Raw genomic sequence first — 23,267 nt, 5'->3', positions numbered from 1 at the left:
CGCGGCGGGGGGGGGGGGGGCCCCGGGGCCCACCCGCCGGCCCCCCGCGGTGGTTATTTTTGGGGGGGGCCGGGGCCCCCCCCCCCCCCCGTGGGGGGGGGGGGGGCCCCCCCCCCCCCCCCACCGCGACGAAGGGGGCTCCGGCCGGCCGGGGGTGGGTTCGCGCCTGATACGGTCCCGCTCTGCCGGAACACCGGAACACCAGTCCCCGCTGTCCCACGCGTTACCGAGAGGTTGAGCCGATGACGGACCCCGCAGTCGAACGGGACGCCGCCGAGGCCGCCTCGGCCTTCGCCCACCCCCCGGTCCTCCCCGACGCGAGCGCCGCGTACGGGGAACACCCCGACCAGGTCATCGACTTCTACGCCCCGCACGGCGACGGCGCCGGGCCCGGCTCCGCGCCCCTGGTCGTCGTCCTGCACGGCGGGGCCTGGCGCGCCCCGTACGACCGACAGCACATCACCCCGCTCGCCGGCTTCCTGGCCCGTCAGGGCTTCGCCGTCGCCAACGTCGAGTACCGGCGCGGCAGTTCGCTGCCGCACCAGGGGGCGGGCGGACCCGTCGCGGGACGCTGGCCCGAGACCTTCGACGATGTCGCCGCCGCCATGGACGCCCTCCCCGGGCTGGCCGCGACCGCGCTCCCCGAGGCCGACCCGCGGCGCACGGTCGTGACGGGTCACTCCGCGGGCGGCCAACTCGCCCTGTGGGCCGCGGCCCGACACGTACTGCCCCTCGGCTCCCCGTGGCGGCTGGCCGGCCCGCCGGCGCTGCGCGGGGTGGTGGCGCTGGCCCCGATCGCCGACTTCGCCGTGGCGGAGGAGCTGGAGGTGTGCGGGGGCGCGTCCGCGCAGCTGTTGGGCGGCGCCGAACACTGGGCGGGACGCCTGCCCTTCGCGGACCCGGCGGCCCTGCTCCCGACGGGCATCGCCACCGCGGTCGTGCACGGGCGGGACGACATCGTGGTCCCGCCCGAGGTGGCGGAGTCGTACGTGGCCGCGGCGGCGAAGGCGGGCGAGACGGTCGGCCTGACCCTCCTGGACGGGGTCGGCCACTTCCCCCTGATCGACCCGGCGGCGGACGCCTGCGCGGTGGTCTCGGAGGAAATCGCGCAGCTGGCGTGGTAGGCGCGGCGCCGGCGCCAGGGGCGGACGCTGAGCGGGGTGGGCGGTGACGCCCTCGTCCGGTGTACGGCCCCAACCCCCTCGCCGTACGGCCTCGTTCGGCTGCGACCGGGCTCGGATGTCACCGGTCCGGCAGGCGCCGGTGACCGAACCGGGCCCGACGATCACGGCCGCCCGTTGACCCGCCCCGTCCGCCGCCCTGAGAACGACCTGGATGCGCCCCGGGGAAGGGTGGCTTCCGCTCGCCCTTCGATGTCAACATCGTTGAATGCAGGGGGACTTGGGTGAGGTCGGGGGAAACCGGGACCGGTTGCTCGTCGAGCGGTTCATGGAGCCGGACGCGCGTGCCGTGCTGCACGACCCGCGCGTGCGGACGTTGCAAGCCGTGCGGTTCTGGGGTGGGTTGGCGACGGCGCTGCTGGTGAAGGTGCCGATCGCCATGAGCGAGGGGAAGTACCTCGTCCTCTGGCTCTGGGACGGGCTGCTCAAGGTGGCGTTGACGCCCGTGTTGTTGCTGGTCAGCGTGCCACTGGTGGTGGGTGTGTTCATCGCCGCCGCCCGGCCCGGGCACCGGGGTCGTATGAGGGCGCAGTTGCGCGGACCGCTGATCGCGGTCGGGGCCTTCCTCGGACACGTCCTGTTGGTGGGGGCGGCGGTCGCCTGCATGCTGCTGGTGCCGGCCCACTTCGGCGCCGGGGCGCCGGTGACGTACGTGGCCATCGTGGTCGGCATCGCCATGGCGGCGCGGGGGGCCGCCTTCATCTGGTTCGCGGTGCCCGCCGCGTCCCGGCACATGTTCCGCACCGTGGAGGTCCACCAGGCGCTGCCCGCGCTGTTGACGGTCGTGTTGGCCTGGGAGTTCGTCATCCAGAGCGTGTTCTGGTCCGTCGGGACCTGGCCCGAGGACACCTGGACGCTTCCCGTCGGCGGTGCGGTGGCGACCACGGCGCTGGCGGCCTTCGAGATCTTCCGCCTCCACACCCGGCACGGCGTGACCCTGCGTACGTACGCGGCTCCGGGCGTGGGGGCCGCGTAGCCCGTCCGGCGCGGTCGACACGTACGGGTGGGCGGGAGACGATGGAAAGCGGCGGACATGTCCGGCCTTCCGGCCGCCGTGCCGGTGCCCCGGGCCCTGGAGGGGGTCGCGCGCCGCTCCGTGGGCACGCCGACGTCCAGCCTCTCCTGCCCCCTCTCCCGCACGGGAGGAAACACCATGAACCGACGTACGCGGTTGACCCTGCTCGCCCCCGTGGTGGTGGGTTCCCTCGCTCTCGGATCCACCGCTTTCGCCCAGGCCCCGACGGCTCCCGCGGTCGTCCCCGCCGCCACGTGCTCGCTGTCGGGCGTGTTGCCGGACGGCACGGTGAACGTCTCCGGCGGCGGTTTCCTGCCGGGGCCCGCGTTCCTGGAATCGTCCACGGGCATCGGCGCCGGCTTCAGCATGAGTCCGGACGGCACCTTCACGATCGCCAAGCAGAAGAAGGACGCCACGTACTCGATCCGGCAGGGCACGACCGTCACCCAGTGCAGCGGCGGCGGTACGACGACCACGACCACCGGCACCACCTCGAAGGCCGGCATCGTCGCCGGTTGGGACGCCGTCAGGGCGAACTGCGCGGCGACGGCGCCGGCCTCGGCGAACCAGCAGTTCAGTCAGGGCTGGAACAAGGGCGCCGCCGTGGCGAAGGAGGCGTTCTGCTGAGTCGGGCGACGGCGGCCCGGGTCCCGGGAACGACGGAGCGGGGCAGACGGCGTACGCGCCGTCTGCCCCGCTCCGTCGGGTGTTCCTAGAGGAACGAGTTGATCTCGATCGTCTCGGTGCGGCCGGGGCCGACGCCGATCGCGGAGATCGGGGCGCCCGACATCTCCTCCAGGGCCTTGACGTACGCCTGGGCGTTCTTCGGGAGGTCCGCGAAGGTCTTGGCCTTGGTGATGTCCTCGGACCAGCCGGGGAGGGTTTCGTAGATCGGCTTCGCGTGGTGGAAGTCCGACTGCGAGTACGGGAGCTCCTCGACGCGCTTGCCGTCGATCTCGTAGGCGACGCAGACCGGGATCTCCTCCCAGCCGGTCAGCACGTCCAGCTTGGTGAGGAAGAAGTCCGTCAGGCCGTTCACGCGGGTCGCGTAGCGGGCGATCGGGGCGTCGAACCAGCCGCAGCGACGGTCACGGCCGGTGGTGACACCGCGCTCGCCACCGATGCGGCGCAGGGCCTCGCCATCCTCGTCGAACAGCTCCGTCGGGAACGGGCCGGCGCCGACGCGGGTGGTGTAGGCCTTGAGGATGCCGATGACGCGGCTGATCTTCGTCGGGCCCACGCCGGTGCCGGTGCAGGCGCCGCCGGCGGTCGGGTTCGAGGAGGTGACGAAGGGGTACGTGCCGTGGTCGACGTCGAGCAGGGTGCCCTGGCCGCCCTCGAAGAGCACGACCTTGTCCTCGTCGAGCGCGTTGTTGAGGATCAGGGTGGTGTCGGCGACGTAGCCCTTGATCTGCTCCGCGTACTGGAGCATCTCCTCGACGATCGCCTCCGCCTCGATCGCGCGGCGGTTGTACAGCTTCGCGAGGAGCTGGTTCTTGCCCTCCAGCGCCGCTTCGACCTTCTGGGTGAGGATCGACTCGTCGTACAGGTCCTGCACGCGGATGCCGACGCGGTTGATCTTGTCCGCGTAGGTCGGGCCGATGCCGCGACCGGTCGTACCGATCTTGCGCTTGCCGAGGAAGCGCTCGCCGACCTTGTCGAGGGTGACGTTGTACGGCGTGATCAGGTGCGCGTTGCCGCTGATGAGCAGCTTGGAGGTGTCGATGCCGCGCTCGTTCAGGCCGCGAAGCTCGGAGAGCAGGACGGCCGGGTCGACGACGACACCGTTGCCGATGACCGGGGTGCATCCGGGTGAGAGGATGCCGGAGGGGAGAAGGTGCAGTGCGTACTTCTGGTCACCGACGACGACCGTGTGGCCGGCGTTGTTACCACCCTGGTATCGCACTACATAGTCAACGGATCCACCGAGCAGGTCGGTGGCCTTTCCCTTGCCCTCGTCACCCCACTGAGCTCCGAGCAGCACAAGAGCGGGCACAGGCGTACACCTCTTCCGGATGGGGCATGTCCAAGGTCAGGGGGCGTACGACGATGTACACCGCAGGCTGAGCCGTCGGACCGGTACCCCGGAATAGACGAAGGCCCTGGCGCAATAGCGCAAGGGCCTCTTGCACAAAGATGCTACCCGAGGAAGGACCGAGGTGTCGGCTCCAGAGCCCACCATGAGCCATGCGGGCGCGCCGGTAGGCGGCCTGCTCGTGCTCGTCGACCCGGTCGCCCGCCGTCTTGACGGCGAGTCCGTGCGAATCGCGAAGGATGTGTTGTCAGCGGGAGCGGCGGCGAAAATCTGCCTCCCGGATTCGCAGGAGGAATTTGCGCGGGCCCTCGCCCGCCGGGGTCATCGGCGGCCGGTGATCGTGGGTGACGACCGCGCGCTGGTCCGCGCGGTGGGGCTGCTGCACCGGGAACGGGAGCGCGGAATGGGCGAGGGCGTCCTCTCGCTGGTCCCGGTCGGCCCGCCGGGCTCACTGGCGCTGGCCGGGGCGCTCGGGGTGCCGCTGTCGGCGGTGCCGGCGGCGCGGGCGGCCCTCGACGGAGTGGCGCGGACCAGGGACCTCCTCGTCGACGACAGCGACGCGGTGGTGCTGGGCGGGCTGCGGATCCCGCCGCCCCCGCGCACGCAGGCGGTCGCGCGGTGGGGCGGTACGTACCGTTCCCTGCTGCGCACGCTGCTGCCGAGCCCGGCCGCGCCCGAGGCGCGCCCCGTGCACCGGCTGCGGATCGAGGTCGACGGGGTGGTCCTGGCGGACCTGGACCACCCCGTCGAGGACGTCGCCGTACGGACGCCCGAGCAGGGTGGGCCCGCGGAGGTGGTGGTCCGGCTCTCGGGCGGCCTGCCGCTGACGAGCCGGGCCGAGACGGTGACGGTCTCCGGGGCGGACTTCCGCTACCGGGCCAACCAGGTCCTGACGGGCCCGGTCAGGCGGCGTACGTGGACCCTGCGCCGGTCGGCGTGGGCCCTCACCCTGCCGCGGGGGTAGGCGGGGGCCGTCGGGGCCTTTCGCCGACCGTCAGCGGCCGGACAGGTCCGTCGCGGCGGCCTCGATCAGGTCCGTCACCGCGCCCGGCTGGGAGGCCAGTGAGGCGTGGGAGGCGTTCAGCTCGATGGTCTTGCGGGGGTTCATCCGCTCCGCCATGCGGCGCTCGTTGTCCGGGTGGATCATGCGGTCCTCGGTGGACACCTGGTACCAGGACGGCTTCGTGCGCCACGCCGGCGTGCTCACCGCGTCACCGAAGGTCGACGCGAGCGGGGCCTTCTGCGTCACCGCCATGACCAGCGCCTCCTCCGGGGTGAGGTCCTGCGCGAAGCTCTCGTGGAAGGCGTCCTGCTCGACCCACAGGTAGCCGTCGGAGTCCGGCGCGATGTTCGCGAACGCCGCCGGCGGGTGCTGCTCGGTGATCTGCCCCGGGCTCTCCCCGCTGTCCGGCGCGAACGCCGCGACGTACACCAGCCCCGTCACGTTCGGCAGGTCGCCGGCCTCGGTGATGACCGCGCCGCCGTACGAGTGCCCCACCAGCAGCACCGGTCCGGCGATCTGCCGGACCATCTTGCGGGTGCGTTCGGCGTCGTCGGCGAGGGAGGTCAGGGGGTTCTCCACGGCGTGCAGGTCGCCGAAGCCGCGCCGGCGCAGTTCGGTGATCACCTTGGCCCAGTGGGCGGCGCCGCCCCAGAAGCCGTGGACCAGGACGATGGAGGGCTTGTCGGACGTGGCGGGCATGGGGCGGGCCTTTCTCGCGGGGGACGTGTGCGGGAGGGGTGCGGGGGTGCGTGTCCGGATGCGCTGCCCACGCTAGGCAGGGGCCCGGGGCGCCGCCACCGCAGCGCGCCCGCGTCCCCGCGTCCGTCCGTCGTGCCGTCGTGCCGTCCTGCCGTCCTGCCGTCGTGTTGTCCTGACGCCCCTGTGCTTCTGCGCCCGGGGGTCACATCGGTTCGAGTACGGACAGGACGTTGCCCGCCGGGTCCTTGAACCAGGCGATGGGCGGGCCCTCGCTGCCGCGCACGATGCCCTTGGCGTCCGTGTCGAAGCCCGGGTAGCGCTCGAAGGAGACGCCGGCGGCCGTGAGCTCGTCGACCGCGCGCTCGACGTCGGGTACGGGGAAGTTGAGGATCGTGAAACCGGCGGGCTCGTGGTCGTCCTTCGGGTACACGAGCACGTCGGTGTCGCCCGCGAGGTGCAGCACGAGCATGCCGTTCTCCTCGCTGACGCGCAGGCCGAGCGTGCCGCCGTAGAACTCCTTGGCCCGGGGGATGTCGTTGACCGCGAATCCGCTGAACGCCTTGGTTTCCTCGAACATGATCAGTCCTTTGACGTGCCGAAGCCCCCTGTCCATCGTCCCCCGGGAGGGGGAGGGAGTCGACCGGTGAGGGAGTGGGGGCGGGGGGCGGTGGCCTGCGGCCGGTTGTGGGGGCGGCGCTGCGATTCTGGTGTGATCCAGCCCGGGGACGCGAGGCACGGCTCTCCTGGCCGCCTCAGTCGCCCCATGCGCAGACCCCTTTCACCATCTGGGTGATATGCCTGACGGGCCGTCCCCCGCGTGGCACGTTGGACCGCGTCGCTGCACGAACGAACGACATCGGAGGGGACGCATGCCGAAGTACGCCAAGTCCGCGGCCGAAGCCGACCAGAACCTCAGGGACTACTGCCAGGAGATCGGGTTCGACCCCGAGTGGGTGCCCGCGGGCAAGTGGGACCTGTCGGTCGGGATCGCACAGAACCCCGAGCACGGCTTCGAGCAGGCTCGCAAGACCATCGACAGCGACAGGGAGGACATCTTCAAGTCGGGCGCGAAGGACGCGCGCAAGGCCAAGCTGTCCGGCGATCCGAGCGGGCTGCTGGCCGCGGTGAAGGTGCACTACAGCCTCAAGGACACGCTGGTCCCGTCCATCCTCAAGCAGTGTGCCGACGCGTACGTGGGCGGCGAGCGCATCAACCTGGGGCTCGGCGGCTCCCCGATGGACGCGGACACGTACGGCGAACTGCGCGATGAATGGCGGCAGGCCGCCGGGCTCGCCGGGGGCGGCCTCTTCACGGAATTCGTCAGCCACGCCCCGCAGGACAAGGCGGCGCTCGGCAAGGGGGCGGTCGGGGCGACCCTCGCCCGGCGCAAGGTGCAGGGGAACCTGCTGGTGAAGATCAACGGAGTCCGGTTCAACATGCACGTGGACATCGCCGACTGACGGGGCGCCTGGGTGACGAGCCGTGGCGTGACGTTCCGTGGGGTGACGGGCCGTGGGGTGACGGGGCCGTCGGTGGGGCGTGCCGTGGGCGACGGGGCCGCCGGGGGTCGGGGCTTCGGGCTCCGGGCGGCTCAGAACTCCACGAGCAGTTCGCGCAGGCCGCGGATGACGTAGCCGTCCTGCCACTGGGGCTCCCGTACGAGCCTCAGTGGCGGGAGGCCCGGCTCCAGCAGTGCCCCGAACGAGGCCGCCAGTTCCAGTCGGGCCAGCGGGGCTCCCAGGCAGTAGTGGATGCCCGCTCCGAAGGTCAGGTGCGGGTTGTCGGCCCGCGCGAGGTCCAGTTCGTCCGGGTTTGTGAACCGAGCCGGGTCCCGATTCGCGGAGCCGAAGAGCAGGGCGACCTCCGCCCCGCGGGGGATAAAAGTGCCTCCGACCTGGATGTCTTCGAGAACCCAGCGCTCGAACAGCTGGAGGGGCGTGTCATAGCGCATAAGTTCATCCACAGCTGTGGACAACTTTTTCGGATCCGCCGCTCCGGGGTCCGCGCGGAGCTCCGCGAGCTGCTCCGGATTGCGGAAGAGGGCCCACCAGCCGTTCACGGTCGTGTTGACGGTCGCCTCGTGTCCGGCGTTCAGCAGGAGCACGCAGGTGGAGATCATTTCCTGCTCGCTGAGCCGCCCCTCGTCATCGTGGGCGGCGATCAACCCGGAGATCAAATCCGTCCCGGGGCGGTTGCGGCGTTCCGCGATCAACTCCCGGAGGTACGCGCTGAACTCCAGGCTCGCCGTCACCGCCCGCCGCGCGGTCTCCTCGTCCGGACGCAGCTCGTACATGCCGCAGATGTCGGCCGACCACGGGCGCAGCAGGCCACGGTCGGACTCCGGGATGCCGAGCAACTCCGCGATGACCGCGACCGGCAGCGGTTCGGCGACGGAGGTCAGCAGGTCGCCGCCCCCGGCTTCCCTTAGCCCGTCGACCAGTTCGCGGGCCAGCCGCTCCACCTCCGGCGCGAGCCGTTCGACGGTGCGCGGCGTGAACGCCTTCGCCACCAGCCGACGCACCCGCCCGTGCGCGGGGTCCTCCAGGTCCAGCATGCCGTTGTCGTTGAGCGTGTGGAACGGCTCGTGCTCCGGCGGCGGCGCCTCGCGCCCGAACTCCTCGTGCGAGAACCGGTGCAGGTAGGTGCGGCCCAACCGGCGGTCCCGCAGCAGCCCGTTCACGTCGGCGTAGTGCGGCACCAGCCATTGCCCGGTCGCCTCGGACCACAGGGCCCGCCCCTGCTCCCGCAACTCCCGGTAGGCGGGGTACGGATCGGCTACGAACGCGGCGTCCCACGGATCAAAACCCATCCTCGCAGCGTAGGCCGTTTCCCCGGTGCGGCAAGGGCTCACCGCACCACCTGGCGGAGCGGGGCCGCGGGTCCACGCTGGGGAAAGGGCGCCCGCCGCGCGCATGCGCGCCCTGCGGGCGACTAGCCGTGCGTGGAAGCCCGGGCGAGTCGCGACGCCGGAAACGTCCGGCCGACGCCTCTTGCCACGCGGGGTCATGGGAGCGCGCGCCGCTCCGGTCCGTGGTGTCCCGAACGGTGCTGCTCCGGTCCGTGGTGTCCCGAACGGTGCCGCGCGGTTCGTGGTGTGCCCGCCGTGCCGAGCCGGTCCGTGATGCGCCGGCTGTCGTTGCGGCACCCGTTGAAGGACGACCCGGCGCCCCCGGAGGCGGTCCGGCTCGTGGTGCCCCAACAGGTGGGCGTCCGGCATCCACTCAGGGGTCGTGGAGTACCCCCCACCCGCACATCCTGACGGGCACTCAGACTCAGGGTTTGTCGAGCGCTACGCCGGCGTCACCAGTCGGGTCTCGTAGGCGAACACCGCCGCCTGCGTTCGGTCGCGGAGGCCCAGTTTCACCAGGATGCGACTCACGTGCGTCTTGATCGTGGACTCCGCGACCATGAGCCGGTCCGCTATCTCGGCGTTGGACAGGCCCTGGGCGATGAGGACGAGCACCTCCGTCTCCCGTTCTGTCAGTTCCGTCACCCCCGCCGGATCGGCGAGGCGGGGAGCCTCCGCCAGTTTGGAAAACTCCACGATCAGACGCTTCGTCACCGAAGGGGCCAGCAGTGCCTCCCCGGCGGCGACCACCCGCACCCCGTCCGCCAGCTGGCGGGCGGAAGCGTCCTTCAGCAGGAACCCGGACGCGCCTGCCCGCAGCGCCTGGTACACGTACTCGTCGAGGTCGAAGGTGGTCAGGACCAGGACCTTCGCATCCGTGTCGGAAGCCACGATCTGCCGCGTCGCCTCCAGTCCGTTCATCTCCGGCATGCGGATGTCCATCAGCACCACGTCCGGCCGCAGGGCCGCGACCTGGGCGATGGCCTGCCGGCCGTCGACGGCCTCGCCCACGACCTCGATGCCGTCCATCGCGTTCAGCAGGACCGAGAAGCCCTCGCGCACCATCATCTGGTCGTCGACGATGAGCACCCTGATCGTCATGCCGACTCCTCCACGGACTCGGGGCGGCTGCGCACCGGTATGAACACCGCCACCTCGTACCCGCCGTCCGCGCTCACCCCGGCGGTCATCTCACCTTCCAGCATGGCCACCCGCTCCCGCATCCCGGTGATCCCGTGCCCCGCACCCGGCGAAGGGCGGACATCACCGACCGGCGGGCCGTTGACGACCCGTACCCCCAGACCACCCAGCACGTAGGACACCTCCACCTCGGCCACCGCACCCGGCGCGTGCCGCAGGCTGTTGCTCAGGGCCTCCTGAATGATCCGGTACGCCGACAGCTCCACCCCCTGCGGCAGCTCCCGCACCGCACCGGTGACGGTCTTCTCCACCCTCAGACCGGCCTCCCGCACGTTGGCCAGCAGCCCCTCCATCGAGGCCAGCGTCGGCTGCGGGGCGTCCGGCGCCTCGTAGTCCGCGGAACGGACCACACCCAGTACGCGGCGCAGCTCCGTCAGCGCGGCCACCGCGTTCTCCCGGATGGTGACGAACGCCGCCTCCAGCTCCGGCGGCGGGTTCTTCACCCGGTACGGGGCCGCCTCGGCCTGGATCGCCACCACCGACATGTGGTGGGCGACCACGTCGTGCAGCTCCCTCGCGATCGTCGTCCGCTCCTCCAGCAGCGTCCGCCGATCCCGCTCGACGGCCGTCACCTCCTGCTGCGCCGAGACCTCCTGACGCGCCTCCCTGCGGGTGTTGCGCACCGTGACCACCAGCAGTGCCACCGCCGACGCGAAGGCCATCGGGGCGGCCTCCCCCGCGTTGGAGGAGCCGACCAGGATCGGCAGGACCGCGCCGAACACCACCGTGATGACCCACATCCAGCCGGCCACCCGGGGCCGGGTCCGCGCCGCCACGACGGTCACCGTCGCGAGGTAGGCGACGAAGGTGCTCGGTGACCACGGCCAGGTGAAACTCTGGCCGTGAAGGACGGAGAGCACCGCGGTGGCCGCCAACGCCGCCCAGAAGGCTCCCACCGGCCGTACCAGGGTCATCAGCAGCGGGGTCGCCGCGATCAGCCCCATCACCAGGTGCTGGAGGGGCGCCCCACTGATGGTGTTCGCACTCGCCAGCAGGACCACGAAGAAGGCCGTCGCGCATATCGCCGCGTGCGGCAGGTACGCCACCCTCGCGGCCATCCTCGGTGACAGCCGCCGGGTCAACGGCCCGTCCGTCGGCATCGGCGGGAGCGGACGGTAGGCGAAGGCGTGGGTGATCAGGTCATCACGCAGGCTCTGCATGATGCCCGTGGCCATCCGCAATTCTGGCGGTCGGGGGGTGGCCCCGGTGGTCGTCTCGGTCATACCTGAACCGTAGGTGGGCGCTGTGGTCGCCCGCGTCGGTAGCGAAGGGGATTTCTGCGGGTCCCTCTCAGGGACTACGCGGGCGCCTCAGTAGCCCGACGGACGGACCAGACCCGTCTCGTACGCGAACACCGCCGCCTGGGTCCGATCCCGCAGGCCCAGCTTCACCAGGACCCGGCTGACATGTGTCTTCACGGTCTGTTCCGCCACGACCAGGTGTTCCGCGATCTCCGCGTTGGACAGGCCCTGGGCGATCAACGACAGCACCTCGGTCTCCCGCTCCGTCAGCGCCTCGATCCGCGCCTTCGACGGAGCCCGCGGTGCCCCCAGCCGGGAGAACTCGGTGATCAGCCGCTTCGTGATGTTCGGAGACAGTAGGGCCTCACCGCCGGCCACCACGCGCACCGCCTCGGCGAGCTGCTCCGCCGAGGCGTCCTTGAGCAGGAACCCGGAGGCGCCCGCGCGCAGCGCCTCGTAGACGTACTCGTCGAGGTCGAAGGTGGTCAGCACGAGCACCCTCACCGCCGAACCGGGCGTGCGGGTGATGATCGACGTGGCCTCGATGCCACCCATCCCCGGCATGCGGATGTCCATCAGCACCACGTCCGGAACCAGCTCGGCGACCTTCGCCACCGCGTCCGCGCCGTCCACGGCCTGGCCGACCACCTCGATGTCCGGCTGCGTGTTCAGGAGCACGGTGAAACCCTGCCGCACCATCATCTGGTCGTCGGCGATCATCACCCTGATCGGAGTGCTCATCTGTCCTTCTTCGTCTCGGAGGAGGACCCGACCGACGGGTCCAGGGGTAGGACGGCACTCACCTCGTAACCGCCGTCGGGCCGCGGGCCCGCCACCAGTTCGCCCCCCAGCATGCCCGCCCGCTCCCGCATCCCGAGCAGCCCGTGGCCCGCTCCCGGCGAGGGGGGCGCGAGCCGGGTCGGAGCGGTGTTGGCGACGCACAGGTGCAGATCACGCGGCCCGTACGCGATGCCGACCTCCACCCGCGAACCGGGCGCGTGACGCAGACAGTTGCTCAGTGCCTCCTGCACGATCCGGTACGCGGTCAGCTCGACGCCCGGCGTCAGCGGCCGGCGGATGCCCGCCGTCTCGGTGGTGACCTCCAACCCCGCGCCCCGCACGTTGTCGACGAGGCCTTCCAGTTCGGCGAGGGTCGGCTGCGGGTGATGGGGGTTGGCGGGATCCTCCGGCTGCTCGGAACGCAGTACGCCCAACACCCGGCGCAGCTCGGTGAGGGCCTCCAGGGCGTTCTGCCGGATGCCCGCCAGGTTCTCCCTCAGTTCCTCGGACGGGTTCTCCACCAGATGCGGGGCGACCTGCGCCTGGATGGAGATCACCGACATGTGGTGGGCGACCACGTCGTGCAACTCCCGCGCGATCCTGCTGCGTTCCTCCAGCAGGGTCCGCCGCGCCCGCTCCTCCTCGGCCACGGTCTCCTGCACGACCAACTGCCGGCGGGCCAGCCGCAGGGCGCGCAACGCGTACCCGAGGAGCCCGGCGATCCCGAAGAGGACGCTGCACACGACGAACGTGCTCGCGCCCCGCACCGGACCGAAGAACAGCTCGGTCAGGCCGGTGAGGCCCGTGGAGAGGGCGACGACGGAAACGGTGGTCCGGGGGGACACACGGAGCGCCACCAGCAGGATGATCAGGGCGAAGGCCACGTACCCGCTCGGCAGCCAGGGCCAGGGTTCGTTCTGCCTCACATGGGCGTGGGTCACGCCGGCCACCAGCCCCGCGGTGAACAGGCCGAGCCACCAGGCGGGTATCGGGCGGAACAAGGCGAGGGCGATGGACGCGCCGGTCAGCCCCGCCGCCACCACCGGGAGGCCATCGGTGAACCGGTAGTACTCGACGAGTTCATGATGGGTAGTCAGGCCGAAGAAGGCCGCAAGGAGCAGGACCGCCACGTGCGGCAGCCGGGCCAGCCACCGCGGTCGGGCCATCCGCGGCAGCGGGTCGTGGCGCAGTGTGAAGAGCTCGCCGAGGGGAGTTCCGCGCTCGACGGGTTCGGTCCGCGGGGACGTATCCCTGCGCGCGGGCTGCTTGTTCACACGGGTCAGCCTAGGCATGGGTGATCTCCTCGACGGCAGTCGGTCGAACCCGGACGCCCCTCGGGCCAGGGACGGGGACGGTGGCCGGGGCCTGCCTCAGGGCCGCGGCCCGGACGGGGGACGGGGCCAGGTCGGCGCCCCCCACCGCAGCGGCGGTGGGGCGGGCCCGGTGGCGTCGGGTGGGACGGGGGTGCTCGTAGCAGCGGAACGCTGCCCAACAGACGGCCAGGGCCGCCGCGAACACCGGGAGCCAGAGCAGCCGGGCGACGACCCAGGAAGCCGAGGCAGGTGTGGTGTGCAGGCCGGGCACGTCGGAGGAGAACAGCAGCCCGACGGCCGTGACGGCCATCATCGAGGTCTGATGCCAGAGGAAGACGGTCATCGCCGACAGGTTCACCAGTGCCACCACCGCCCAGACCCGGGGCCGCCGTAGCGCCCGGTCCAGCGGTGCCCGGAGCAGCAGGACCAGGCCGCACTGGGCCAGTCCGAAGGCGACGGCGGCCAACGTCGGCGGGTTCAGGTTGGAGACGGCCGCGCCGGGAACCCCCACCATCGACGCCGGGTACCCGCACCACACCACCAGCGCCACCGTGGCCGCCGCTCCACCGGAACACAGGAGCAGAGCCGGACGCCGCCCGGCGTACGCTCCCCGGGACCAGGCCGCCCCCAGGGTGTAGGGCACGAGCCAGCCGGCGGCTACATTGACCCAGCCGATCCACTCAGGGCCGCCGAAGCCGAACCGCCACGCATCCACGGCCAGCACCACAGCCGCCGGCCATACCGGTGAGAGCCGGGCGACGAGCGGGGTGGCAGCCGTGAGCACGGCGAACACCAACAGGAACCACAGCGGCGACCACACCAGCTCGAGCAGCGTCATGACGGTGTCCACCTGCGCCCCTCCCAGCAGCATCCCGCCCGCCGCGAGGCCCCACAGGCCGAGCACCGCGGCCACCGGTCGGAACAGCCGTCCGAGGCGCTGCCCGACCCAGGTGCCGTACGGGATCCCGCGCGCTCGAGCCGAGGCGTGCCCCCTGGCCGCGACATGACCGCCGACCAGGAAGAACACGGCCAGGGTCTGGAACACCCAGGAGAGCGGGGCCGGCCAGGGCTGGTGGGCCAGCGGGCTGGTGGTCCTCAGGCCGCCTTCGGCGGTGGTGGTCAGCGCGGTGACCAGCCAGTGCCCGAGGACCACCCCCAGGATCGCGAGCGCCCGCAAGGCGTCCACCGGCCGGTTCCGGTCGGCGGGAGTGGCCCGGTCGAAGCGCTCCGCGAGGGCGGACCAGCGGGCGGAGAGCCTAAGCACGCGGAACCTCCCGGAGGGTGAGCACGTCGGCCGGAGCCGAGAGGAAGGGCAGGGCCGCCGAGCCGGAGGCGGCGCGGGGAGCAGGGCCGGCAGTAACGGCCGCCCCGCGGGGAGCGTCGAGCGGAACGCCGTCGGCCGGGGTGCTCCGGGCCGCGGGCGAAGGGTGCGCACCGAGGGTGGCCGGAGGCGCCGCGGCCGGGGGGCCGAGAACGATGCGGGCCAAGGAGGCCAGGGAGGTGCTGCCGGGCTTCAGGTAGTCGCTGTGGCCGGCCGCGCCCGCATCGAAGGGACGGGCCCCGAACGCGCGCTCCACGGGGTCGGTACCGAATCCGACCGACCCGAGCCGGACGTGGGGGACGCCCCCGATCCAGTCCTCGCTGCCCCGGCCCGCCCACACCCGGGCCCCGGTGGGAAGGTCGGCGGCGGTTTCGGCTCTCGTGCCGGGGCTGCCGTAGAGGGCGATGTCGGTCACCTCGGAGCCGGTCGGGGTGCGGGCGCAGACGACGGAGCCGTAGGAGTGGCAGAGCAGCGAGATCCGGGCCCCGGCGACGGTGAGGTTCCGCAACCGGGAGAGGAAGGGCTCCAGTTCGGCGGCGGCGAGGTCGGCGCGGGCGGTCGTCAGGACGGTGGTGCTGACCGTGCCCGGGGTGTCGTAGCCGAGCCAGGCCACCACGGCGGAGCGCGGATGATCGGCCCGGAGTCGTTGCTGGAGTGCCGACGCCCCCTCACGGAAGCGTGCGTAGGTGTCCAGGGTGGTGTCGGAGCCGGGCACCAGAACCGCTATCCGGTCTGCGGTGCCCAGATCGCCGAGCACCTCCACGGCCCGCCCCCGGCCCCGGCCGTCGAAGGCGAGGAACTTGGCGGGGCCCGCCTCCTCGGACGCTCCGTGGGGAACCGGCGCCGGAGCGCCGGCCATGGTCCGCAGTTTCGCGGAACGCGTGAGGTGGCCCGCGTCCTGTGCCCTGCCGGCCGCCTCCGTGAGGTTGGCGAGGTTGGCGGTGTACCGCTCCTGCGCCGTCGCGGAGTAGGCGAAGGTTGCGGGCGAGGGGGCGGGAGCCTGCGGCGACGCCGCCGCGGACACGGGGAACACGACGGCTGCGGCAACGAGGCCGGCCAGCAGAGTACGGCGGATGCGGTTGCCGGTGGTCATGGCGTGTTCCCTCTTCCTTCTTCTGCGGTCCCGAGCGGGCAAGCGCCCGATCTGGTACCGAAGTTAGAAATCGGGAGGCCTCGTCGGCGTCACGCTGCGGAGCCGCCTTCGCGCGTAGCTCTCAGGTATGACTGGCCCTACCGGAGAGCCATCTGACGGCCCCTACGCAACCCTCACCCCGTCCTCCGATACGGTCCGGGGATGAACGACATCGACGGCCCTGCCGACTGGCGAAAAGACCGCATAGGCAGCGCGCACCGGGGGGAGAACCCCACCGTCCTGCGCCGCCTCGACTCCGGATTCGCGGCCATCGGCGACCGGCAGTTCCTGCCCGGGTACACCGTGCTGCTGGTCGACGACCCCGCCGTGACCCGGCTCTCCGACCTGCCGCCGGCGCGGCGGATCGCCTACCTCTCCGACCTGGAGCGTCTCGCGGAGGCCGTCGAGCGTGCCTGCGCGCGCCTCGACCCGGGCTTCCGGCGCGTGAACATCGAGATCCTCGGCAACACCGACCCGTACCTGCACGCCCACATCTGGCCGCGCTACGACTGGGAGGCCGACGACATCGTCCGGCTGCCGGTCTGGCTCTACGAGGACGAGGAGTTCTGGCGCGGCGACCGGTACGCGCTCGCCCCCCGCCACGACGCGGTCCGGGCGGCCATTTCCGAGGAGCTCGACCGGTTGGTCCGATAGCTCGCGGGGCGCAGGCGACCCCTACCCCGGAGCTACGTGGCCGACGTCGCCACCCGCACGCCGAAGCCGATCAGGACGATGCCCGTCACCCGATCCATCGTCCGACGGACGCGCGGGCGGGCGAAGAAGCGCCGGGCGCGGGACAGGACGTAGACGTAGGTGCTCAGCCAGACCATCGTCAGCACCACGTGGACCAGTACGAGGAGTGCCATCCCCGCCGCCGGAGGCAGCCCCTCCGGGGCCAGCGACGGCAGCAGGCCGGTGTAGAACACGGCGATCTTCGGGTTGAGGACGTTGGCGATCAGGCCGGTGCGCCACGCGCCGGCCGATCCGTCGCCGCCGTGCCCCGGCACCTCCTCGCCCGCACCGGGAGGCCGGCGCAGGGACTGGATGCCGAGGAAGCACAGGTATGCCGCCCCCGCGAGCTTGACCACCAGGTACACCTCGGCCGACGCGGCGAGCAGCGCGGCGAGTCCGGCCACGGTGAGGGCGCCCCAGAGCAGCAGCCCGACGGCGATCCCGCCGACCGTGCGCAGCCCGTCGGCACGCCCGCGCGAGACGGCCCGCCTGGTCACGATCGCCATGTCCGGGCCGGGTACGACGGTCAGCAGGGCCAGTACCCCGGTCGCGGCGGCGAGTTGTGTGAGCACGCGGCTCAGTCTGCCACCAGGGGTTCGACGTATCCCGCTCTCCAGCGGGGTGCGGGGTCCTGGCCGGGGCTGGTCCAGTACTCGCGGGCTCCGACGATCTCCCCGTCCCGTACGGTCCACAGGGATACGGCCCGGTACAGGACGTGGTCCTCGGGTATCTCCACCTCGGTGACGACGAGGTCCCCGTCCGCGAGGATGCGCAGGACCTCGACCTGTCCGGTGGTTCTCTCGTCCCCACCCCCGGAGCCCCCTGCGTCGCCCGCTTCCCCCTCGTCGCGGAGGACGGCGATGAAGTTGGCCCGGCCCACGATGCGCTCGCCGCTGACCGGCCATTCGATGACGGCGTCCTCGGCGATGAGCCCGCTCACGCCGTTCCAGTCGCGTGCCTCGATCCGCTCCCACAGTTGTGCCACTACCTTCAACGGCTCCATGTGCCGCAGTGTGCGATGGGCCCTTCTCGCGCAACAAGCTTTGCTTGCAGGCTTATTGACTTCGACACAATCGCCCCGGACTACTCCCGGTGATACGTGAGAGGGGGAATCGACGCCTCCTCCAGCTCGCGCCGGAGCGTCCGGTCGGGGAGCAGCCGCAGCCGGCTCCGACTGCCGGAAGTGCAGGTGGGAGGGCTTCCGGGGGCGACGGTGGAGGCGTCGAGCTCCACCGGGTCAGGGGCCTTTCGCAGAGTCGCCCGCCAGGAGCAGACGTAGCCCGGGTTCTCGACGCGGAGGGTCATGACGGGATCCCCCACCGCACCGGGGGCCAAGGTCAGGTGCCAGGTCGAGGAGCCGTGGGTTGCGCGCCAGGTACCGGTGTAGCCCTTGGGTAGGGTGCGGGGGCCTTCGGCCGGGTCCGCGCCACGACTCCCCGTCGGCGGTGCGGACTGCGGGCCGGGGCGGACGACGGACGCGGTGGGTGCCGGGGCGGGGGAGGGCCGTTCCGGTTCCCCGTTCATGACGGCGTACACCGAGCCGCCCGCTGCCACGGCGACGACGACGGCGACGGCCAGCAGGAACACCGTCGACGCGAGATGCGGGCGGGACCCCGATTCGGCCCCGGCCCCGGCCCCGGCCCCGGCCCCGGATGAGGATGCCGCAGTCGGCGGCTCGTGGGCGCGGGCGGCAGGCCGCGCCTCCGGCGACGGCACAGGTGCGGGTGCGACCGGCAGCGGGGGCATCGGCGCGGGTAAGGGCGCGGCCTGCGGTATCCGAGCACGCCCATCGGGCATCCGAGGATCCCCTGGATGCCCTGTATCCCCTGGATCCCCTGGATCCCCTGGAGTCCGAGGGCCCGGTGCACTCGGCGTGCGCGACCCCCATGGCGCCCCCGCCTCGGCCCCCGCCTGCTCCCCCGTCACCAGCGGCGCCCGGTCCGGGCCGCCGTGCTCGCGGTCGAGGAGCTGGGCGGCGTGCCGCCCCAGCTGCGCCACCAGCGGCGCCGGAAGCCACGGCTCCGGAGCCCGCCCGTCGGGTTCCGGAACCCGCCCGTAGGGCTCCGGAACCCGCCCGTCGGCGGCGGTGTCCCCCGCCCCGACCCGCGCCAACACCTCCGCCGGATCCGCCCGCGCGGCGGGGTCCTTGTGCAGGCAGGCCGCCACGAGCGGGCGCAACTGCGCCGGTACGCCGTCCAGGTCCGGTTCCGCTTCGATGATGCGCAGCAGTAGCCCCGGGCCGCCGCCGGGCTGCCGCGCGTCGCCGAAGGGCAGCCGGTCGGTGGCCGCGTACGCCAGGATGGCGCCGAGGCAGAACACGTCGCACGCGGGGGTGACCGGCCCGCCGAGCACCTGCTCCGGGGCCATGAACCCGGGGGAGCCGATGAGCTCGCCGGTCCGGGTGAGGCCCGCGTCGGGATCGCCCGGGGGGCGTTGCGGGGGTCGGGCGATGCCGAAGTCGATGATGCGGGGTCCGTCGACGGTCAGCAGGACGTTGGACGGCTTCAGGTCCCGGTGGATCAGCCCGGCACGGTGGATGTCCTGGAGGGCGCGGGCGAGGCCGGAGGCCAGGATCCGTACGGTACGCGGGGGGAGCGGGCCGAAGTCGTGGCTCACGGCCTGGCGCAGGCTCGGGCCGGCTATGTAGCCGCTGGCGAACCAGGGGACGTCGGCCTCGGTGTCGGCGTCGAGCACGGGCGCCGTCCACGCCCCGCCGACCCGCCGGGCGGCCGCGACCTCGTGGCGGAACCTGCTGCGGAACTGCTCGTGGCGGGCCAGGGCGGGGTGCACGAGCTTCACGGCGACGGTGCGCCCCCGGTCGGACCGGGCGAGGTACACCTGGCCCATGCCGCCGGCGCCGAGCCGGCACAGGAGGCGGTAGGGGCCGATGTGATGCGGATCGGCGGGGCGCAACTGTTCCATCGCCGGGTGGTCCTTCCCCCTGACACTGGCCGGACGGGCCGAGCGTAGTGCGGTGGGCTCCGCAGGGGGAGGGACGGTTCCGGCCGCCCGGCCGGTTGCGCCGCCGGGGCCGACGCGACCCGTACGTGTCCTGCCGCCGAAGCGACCCGTACGGGAACCCCCGCGACCTGCCCGGCGGCCGGGCCCCGAGGGTCGCCGCTACGCGTCGGGCGTCGAGGTGATGGCGGCGAGGGCCGTGGAGAGGCGTTCCAGGGCGCGGGCCGTTTCCGCGAAGGCGGCTTCGCCCAGTTCCTCGGCGAGGCGCCCGGCGAGGGCGGCGTGGCCCGGGTGGATGCGGGCGATCGCGGCGCGACCCTCCTCGGTCGGGCGCAGCAACTTCGCGCGCCGGTGGGCCGGGTTCGGCACGTACTCGGCGAGTCCTTTGGCGGCGAGCAGGTCCGCGATGCGCTGCACGCTCTGCCGGGTGATGCCCATGGACCGGGCGACACCCGCGACGGGCAGCGGCTCCCGCAGCACGGCGCCCAGGACCTGCCACCACGCGGCCGTGAGCCCGGCCGGGCGGGCCAGTTCCTCCGAGACGGCGAGGAACTGGCCGTTCAGCTGGAAGACCCCGAGCGCGGTGCGGCTCAGCAGGTCCTGCCGGGCCCGGGGCGACAGGCCCTCCGTCCCGTCCCCCGCCCGGGCCCCCGCCCCCTCCTCCTGCGGGAGCGGATCAGGCATCGCCGGCCTCCTCGGCCGCCATCAGGACCGGGTACGCGCTCTCGTCGGAGTGGTGGAACAGTCGGTACCAGGCGTCCAGGACGTCCGGCTTGTACACGTCGAGGCGGGCGAAGACCTCGCGGGCGAAGGCCACCGGCTCCGTCGGGCCGGCCGTGATCAGGTCGCCGTCGGTGACGGCGTCCGCGTCGACGTACTGTTCGGCGCCGCCGTAGCCCGGCTGCCCCGCGAGGTAGAAGGAGATCGCGCTGGTGTGGCGCCGGCCGTCCAGCAGGCCTTCGCGGGCGAGTCCCGCCGTGGCCCCGCAGATCGCGGCGACGGGCACCCCGGCGGCCAGGAACTCGCGGGCCTTCGCCGCGAACGGGGCCAGGTCGTCACCGGTGTCCCACAGGGAGGCGCCGGTGAGGATCAGCAGCGAGGAGTCCTCGGGGCGCAGTTCCGCGAGCGCCAGATCGGGCTGGATGCGGAGGCCGCCCATCGTGGTGACCGGCAGTCCGGCGGCGGGTCCGACCGTACGGACCTCGTGGCCGCGCTGGGTGAGGTGCGCGGTGGTGTGGCCGGTCTCCCAGTCCGCGTACGTGTCGTAGACGGCGAGGTGGACGGGCTTGCGCGGGGTCTCGCTCATGGTGTGCCTCCAGCGGTTTCGGCGAGGAAGATGACAATAGACTGTCATCTCGTCAGCATGCTGTCAACGACCTCCGTGGGCGAACCTGGTCAACCCCCGACTCCCATGCGTGGCGGACAGACTGCCGAGGATGGCCCCCCACCCCCATACAGTCCGCCGATATCCCTCCCCACCTGCGCACTTCTAGCGTGACCGCATGACCCCTCATGTCACCGGCGCGACCGTGAAGGCCGCCGACCGCGCTCACGTCTTCCACTCGTGGTCCGCCCAGGCCCTGATCGACCCGCTCGCCGTCGCCGGTGCCGAGGGGTCGTACTTCTGGGACTACGACGGAAACCGCTTCCTCGACTTCTCCTCCCAACTGGTCAACACCAACATCGGCCACCAGCACCCCAAGGTGGTCGCGGCGGTGCAGGAGCAGGCCGGCCGGCTCTGCACCCTCGCGCCCGGCTTCGCCGTGGACGTCCGCTCCGAGGCCGCACGCCTCATCGCCGAGCGCACCCCCGGGGACCTCGACAAGATCTTCTTCACCAACGGCGGCGCCGAGGCCGTGGAGAACGCCGTACGGATGGCCCGGCTGCACACCGGTCGTCAGAAGGTGCTCTCCACCTACCGCTCGTACCACGGGGCCACCGCCGCCGCGATCAACCTGACCGGCGACCCGCGCCGCTGGCCCTCGGACACCGCCTCGGCCGGTGTCGTGCACTTCTGGGGCCCGTTCCTCTACCGCTCGCCCTTCCACGCGACCACGGAGGCCGAGGAGTGCGAGCGCGCGCTCGCGCACCTCGCCGACACCCTCGCCTTCGAGGGCCCGCAGACCGTCGCCGCGATCATCCTGGAGTCGGTGCCCGGCACCGCCGGGATCATGACCCCGCCCGCCGGCTACCTGGCCGGCGTGCGCGAACTCTGCGACCGCCACGGCATCGTCTTCATCCTGGACGAGGTGATGTCGGGCTTCGGCCGGACCGGCAAGTGGTTCGCCGCCGAGCACTGGGACGTCACCCCGGACCTGATCACCTTCGCCAAGGGGGTCAACAGCGGATACGTCCCGCTCGGTGGCGTCGCCATCTCCGGGGCGATCGCCGAGACGTTCGCCACACGCCCCTACCCGGGCGGACTGACGTACTCCGGCCACCCCCTGGCCTGCGCGGCGGCCGTCGCGACGATCAACACGATGGAGGAGGAGGGCATCGTCGAGCACGCCGCCCACCTCGGTGAGAACGTGATCGGCCCGGCGCTCGCCGAGATCGCCGAGCGGCACCCGTCGGTCGGCGAGGTTCGGGGTCTGGGTACCTTCTGGGCCCTGGAACTCGTACGGGACAAGGCGACGCGCGAGCCGCTCGTGCCGTACAACGCGGCGGGCTCGGCCAACGCGCCGATGGCCGAATTCGCGGCCGCCTGCAAGGCGTCCGGGCTGTGGCCGTTCGTCAACATGAACCGGACGCACGTCGTCCCGCCCTGCACGATCACCGAGGCCGAGGCCAAGGAGGGTCTGGCGCTGCTCGACGACGCGCTGACGGTCGCGGACCGGCACACGACCGGAGCCTGAACGTCCGGATAGCGTCCGGATAGCGAGTGGTATGTCCGCATACCGGCCGGACGGTCGCCGCGCGCCGGCTGCTTCCCGTCGCGTACTGGTGCGTAAACCGTTCGGTTTCGGCCGCGCTGCCTGGCCTAAGGTGTCCGAAGATCTATGGAGGAGACGGACCCCTATGCCAGGCAGCGGAGGTGTCACCCGCAACACCCTTCGGCAGCAGATCGCGGACGCGCTGCGTGACGAGGTGCTCGCGGGACGGCTCCCGCCGGGCACCGAGTTCACGGTCAAGCAGATCGCCGAGCAGTACGAGGTATCGGCGACGCCGGTGCGCGAGGCCCTCGTGGACCTCGCCGCGCAAGGGCTGCTGGAGTCCGCCACGCATCGGGGGTTCCGGGTCCGCGTCTACTCCGTCGCCGACTTCGTCGGCATGATCGAAGCGCGGACGTTGATCCTGGACGGCATCTTCCGACGGCTCGTCGAGCGCGGCACCGCGCCCGGGGCGTGCGAGATGCTGGTGTCGGTGCGCCGCCGGGCGGAGGAGGCGCGCAAGGCCGCGCGGAGCGGCTCGCTCGAAGTGCTGATCGGCTACGACCTGCGGTTCTGGCGGGAGCTGAGCACGCTGGTCGGCAACACGTACATAACCGAGTTCCTGCACCGCATCAGGGTGCAGTGCTGGGTCTTCTCCGTGCCGTACCTCCAGGGTGCGCCGGAACTGCGGACGGCGCTCTGGGACGGGCACAACGAACTGGTCGAGGCCGTGACGCTGGCGGACGCGGACGAGGTGCGTCGCATCGTGCGCGCGTACAACCAGCACGGGTTGGACTGGGCCGCCGGACTCTGAGTCCCGCGACGCGGCGCCCGGCCCCGGGCCCCGCCCCGTCGGTGAGCGCCGGCACCCCCGGGTCCTTGCGCACCCCTTCGCGGAGCGTGTCCGGCGCACTACGCTGACGGGATCAGTGGCAGTCG

The 23,267-nt window shown here is 72.3% G+C and carries 23 protein-coding genes; 8 read left to right on the top strand and 15 right to left on the bottom strand.

Going from position 1 to position 23,267, the window contains the following annotated elements; genetic code table 11:
• Positions 1-242: 242 nt before the first annotated feature.
• The 3 genes from ACFY0I_RS06040 to ACFY0I_RS06030 all read left to right on the top strand — a co-directional run bounded on the left by ACFY0I_RS06040 (position 243) and on the right by ACFY0I_RS06030 (position 2,823).
• A complete protein-coding gene (locus ACFY0I_RS06040; RefSeq protein WP_388890833.1) occupies positions 243-1,124 on the top strand; it encodes an alpha/beta hydrolase family protein in 882 nt (293 codons plus the stop codon).
• A gap of 265 nt (positions 1,125-1,389) precedes the next feature.
• Positions 1,390-2,157, top strand: a complete 768-nt coding sequence (locus tag ACFY0I_RS06035) for a hypothetical protein (protein ID WP_388890831.1) — start codon at positions 1,390-1,392, stop codon at positions 2,155-2,157.
• A gap of 177 nt (positions 2,158-2,334) precedes the next feature.
• The gene (locus ACFY0I_RS06030; protein ID WP_388890828.1) at positions 2,335-2,823 is read left to right on the top strand and encodes a hypothetical protein; all 489 of its coding nucleotides are present in this window, start codon (positions 2,335-2,337) and stop codon (positions 2,821-2,823) included.
• 85 nt (positions 2,824-2,908) lie between these two features.
• Here ACFY0I_RS06030 and ACFY0I_RS06025 read toward each other — a convergent pair whose 3' ends face one another.
• Complete coding sequence (locus ACFY0I_RS06025; RefSeq protein ID WP_388890825.1) at positions 2,909-4,192, bottom strand: adenylosuccinate synthase; 1,284 nt, start codon at positions 4,190-4,192, stop codon at positions 2,909-2,911.
• A gap of 184 nt (positions 4,193-4,376) precedes the next feature.
• Here ACFY0I_RS06025 and ACFY0I_RS06020 point away from each other — a divergent pair, with 184 nt between their 5' ends.
• On the top strand, positions 4,377-5,195 hold the full coding sequence (locus ACFY0I_RS06020) for a diacylglycerol kinase (RefSeq protein WP_388891786.1): 819 nt from the start codon (positions 4,377-4,379) through the stop codon (positions 5,193-5,195).
• A gap of 30 nt (positions 5,196-5,225) precedes the next feature.
• On the opposite strand, the gene ACFY0I_RS06015 is transcribed toward ACFY0I_RS06020, so the two are convergent.
• Together ACFY0I_RS06015 and ACFY0I_RS06010 are read right to left on the bottom strand one after the other, a co-directional pair.
• Positions 5,226-5,933 carry an alpha/beta hydrolase gene (locus tag ACFY0I_RS06015; RefSeq protein WP_388890822.1) on the bottom strand — a complete coding sequence of 236 codons (708 nt, stop codon included), beginning with the start codon at positions 5,931-5,933 and terminating at the stop codon, positions 5,226-5,228.
• Between the two features lie 202 nt (positions 5,934-6,135).
• Positions 6,136-6,510, bottom strand: coding sequence for a VOC family protein (locus tag ACFY0I_RS06010; protein ID WP_362875343.1), 375 nt, complete (start codon positions 6,508-6,510; stop codon positions 6,136-6,138).
• A gap of 292 nt (positions 6,511-6,802) precedes the next feature.
• Between ACFY0I_RS06010 and ACFY0I_RS06005 the strand changes: the two genes are divergently transcribed.
• Entirely contained in the window at positions 6,803-7,393 is a 591-nt protein-coding gene (locus ACFY0I_RS06005) for a hypothetical protein (RefSeq protein ID WP_388890818.1), read from the top strand.
• Between the two features lie 131 nt (positions 7,394-7,524).
• Here ACFY0I_RS06005 and ACFY0I_RS06000 read toward each other — a convergent pair whose 3' ends face one another.
• The 7 genes from ACFY0I_RS06000 to ACFY0I_RS05970 all read right to left on the bottom strand — a co-directional run bounded on the left by ACFY0I_RS06000 (position 7,525) and on the right by ACFY0I_RS05970 (position 15,729).
• Entirely contained in the window at positions 7,525-8,742 is a 1,218-nt protein-coding gene (locus tag ACFY0I_RS06000; RefSeq protein WP_388890815.1) for a cytochrome P450, read from the bottom strand.
• Between the two features lie 480 nt (positions 8,743-9,222).
• Positions 9,223-9,882, bottom strand: a complete 660-nt coding sequence (locus ACFY0I_RS05995) for a response regulator transcription factor (RefSeq protein ID WP_362875346.1) — start codon at positions 9,880-9,882, stop codon at positions 9,223-9,225.
• Complete coding sequence (locus ACFY0I_RS05990; RefSeq protein ID WP_388890812.1) at positions 9,879-11,204, bottom strand: sensor histidine kinase; 1,326 nt, start codon at positions 11,202-11,204, stop codon at positions 9,879-9,881. Before ACFY0I_RS05990 ends, ACFY0I_RS05995 begins: the two co-directional genes overlap by 4 nt.
• Positions 11,205-11,291: 87 nt before the next feature.
• On the bottom strand, positions 11,292-11,963 hold the full coding sequence (locus ACFY0I_RS05985) for a response regulator (protein WP_388890810.1): 672 nt from the start codon (positions 11,961-11,963) through the stop codon (positions 11,292-11,294).
• Positions 11,960-13,294: a histidine kinase gene (locus ACFY0I_RS05980; RefSeq protein WP_388890808.1), complete on the bottom strand. Its 1,335-nt coding sequence runs from the start codon at positions 13,292-13,294 to the stop codon at positions 11,960-11,962. Before ACFY0I_RS05980 ends, ACFY0I_RS05985 begins: the two co-directional genes overlap by 4 nt.
• A complete protein-coding gene (locus tag ACFY0I_RS05975; RefSeq protein ID WP_388890806.1) occupies positions 13,287-14,579 on the bottom strand; it encodes an acyltransferase in 1,293 nt (430 codons plus the stop codon). Before ACFY0I_RS05975 ends, ACFY0I_RS05980 begins: the two co-directional genes overlap by 8 nt.
• A complete protein-coding gene (locus ACFY0I_RS05970) occupies positions 14,572-15,729 on the bottom strand; it encodes an alpha/beta hydrolase (protein ID WP_388890803.1) in 1,158 nt (385 codons plus the stop codon). Before ACFY0I_RS05970 ends, ACFY0I_RS05975 begins: the two co-directional genes overlap by 8 nt.
• Positions 15,730-15,930: 201 nt before the next feature.
• Between ACFY0I_RS05970 and ACFY0I_RS05965 the strand changes: the two genes are divergently transcribed.
• Complete coding sequence (locus ACFY0I_RS05965; RefSeq protein ID WP_388890800.1) at positions 15,931-16,422, top strand: HIT family protein; 492 nt, start codon at positions 15,931-15,933, stop codon at positions 16,420-16,422.
• A gap of 32 nt (positions 16,423-16,454) precedes the next feature.
• Here ACFY0I_RS05965 and ACFY0I_RS05960 read toward each other — a convergent pair whose 3' ends face one another.
• The 5 genes from ACFY0I_RS05960 to ACFY0I_RS05940 form a co-directional block, all read right to left on the bottom strand.
• Positions 16,455-17,072, bottom strand: a complete 618-nt coding sequence (locus tag ACFY0I_RS05960; RefSeq protein WP_388890797.1) for a LysE family translocator — start codon at positions 17,070-17,072, stop codon at positions 16,455-16,457.
• 5 nt (positions 17,073-17,077) lie between these two features.
• A complete protein-coding gene (locus ACFY0I_RS05955; protein WP_388890795.1) occupies positions 17,078-17,503 on the bottom strand; it encodes a nuclear transport factor 2 family protein in 426 nt (141 codons plus the stop codon).
• Between the two features lie 80 nt (positions 17,504-17,583).
• Positions 17,584-19,422: a serine/threonine-protein kinase gene (locus ACFY0I_RS05950; RefSeq protein ID WP_388890793.1), complete on the bottom strand. Its 1,839-nt coding sequence runs from the start codon at positions 19,420-19,422 to the stop codon at positions 17,584-17,586.
• Positions 19,423-19,620: 198 nt separating this feature from the next.
• Positions 19,621-20,142, bottom strand: coding sequence for a MarR family winged helix-turn-helix transcriptional regulator (locus tag ACFY0I_RS05945; protein ID WP_388890790.1), 522 nt, complete (start codon positions 20,140-20,142; stop codon positions 19,621-19,623).
• Positions 20,135-20,764, bottom strand: coding sequence for a type 1 glutamine amidotransferase family protein (locus ACFY0I_RS05940; protein WP_388890787.1), 630 nt, complete (start codon positions 20,762-20,764; stop codon positions 20,135-20,137). The genes ACFY0I_RS05945 and ACFY0I_RS05940 overlap by 8 nt, the downstream gene beginning before the upstream one ends.
• Positions 20,765-20,960: 196 nt before the next feature.
• On the opposite strand from ACFY0I_RS05940, the gene ACFY0I_RS05935 reads away from it, so the two are divergent.
• Positions 20,961-22,313, top strand: coding sequence for an aspartate aminotransferase family protein (locus ACFY0I_RS05935; RefSeq protein ID WP_388890785.1), 1,353 nt, complete (start codon positions 20,961-20,963; stop codon positions 22,311-22,313).
• A 163-nt stretch (positions 22,314-22,476) separates the two neighbouring features.
• Complete coding sequence (locus ACFY0I_RS05930) at positions 22,477-23,142, top strand: GntR family transcriptional regulator (protein ID WP_388890782.1); 666 nt, start codon at positions 22,477-22,479, stop codon at positions 23,140-23,142.
• Positions 23,143-23,267: the final 125 nt, after the last annotated feature.

The organism is Streptomyces sp. NPDC001568 (assembly GCF_042893755.1).
Taxonomy (GTDB): domain Bacteria; phylum Actinomycetota; class Actinomycetes; order Streptomycetales; family Streptomycetaceae; genus Streptomyces.
Note: the sequence above shows the minus strand (reverse complement) of the source record. Positions and strands in the feature narration are given on the sequence as shown.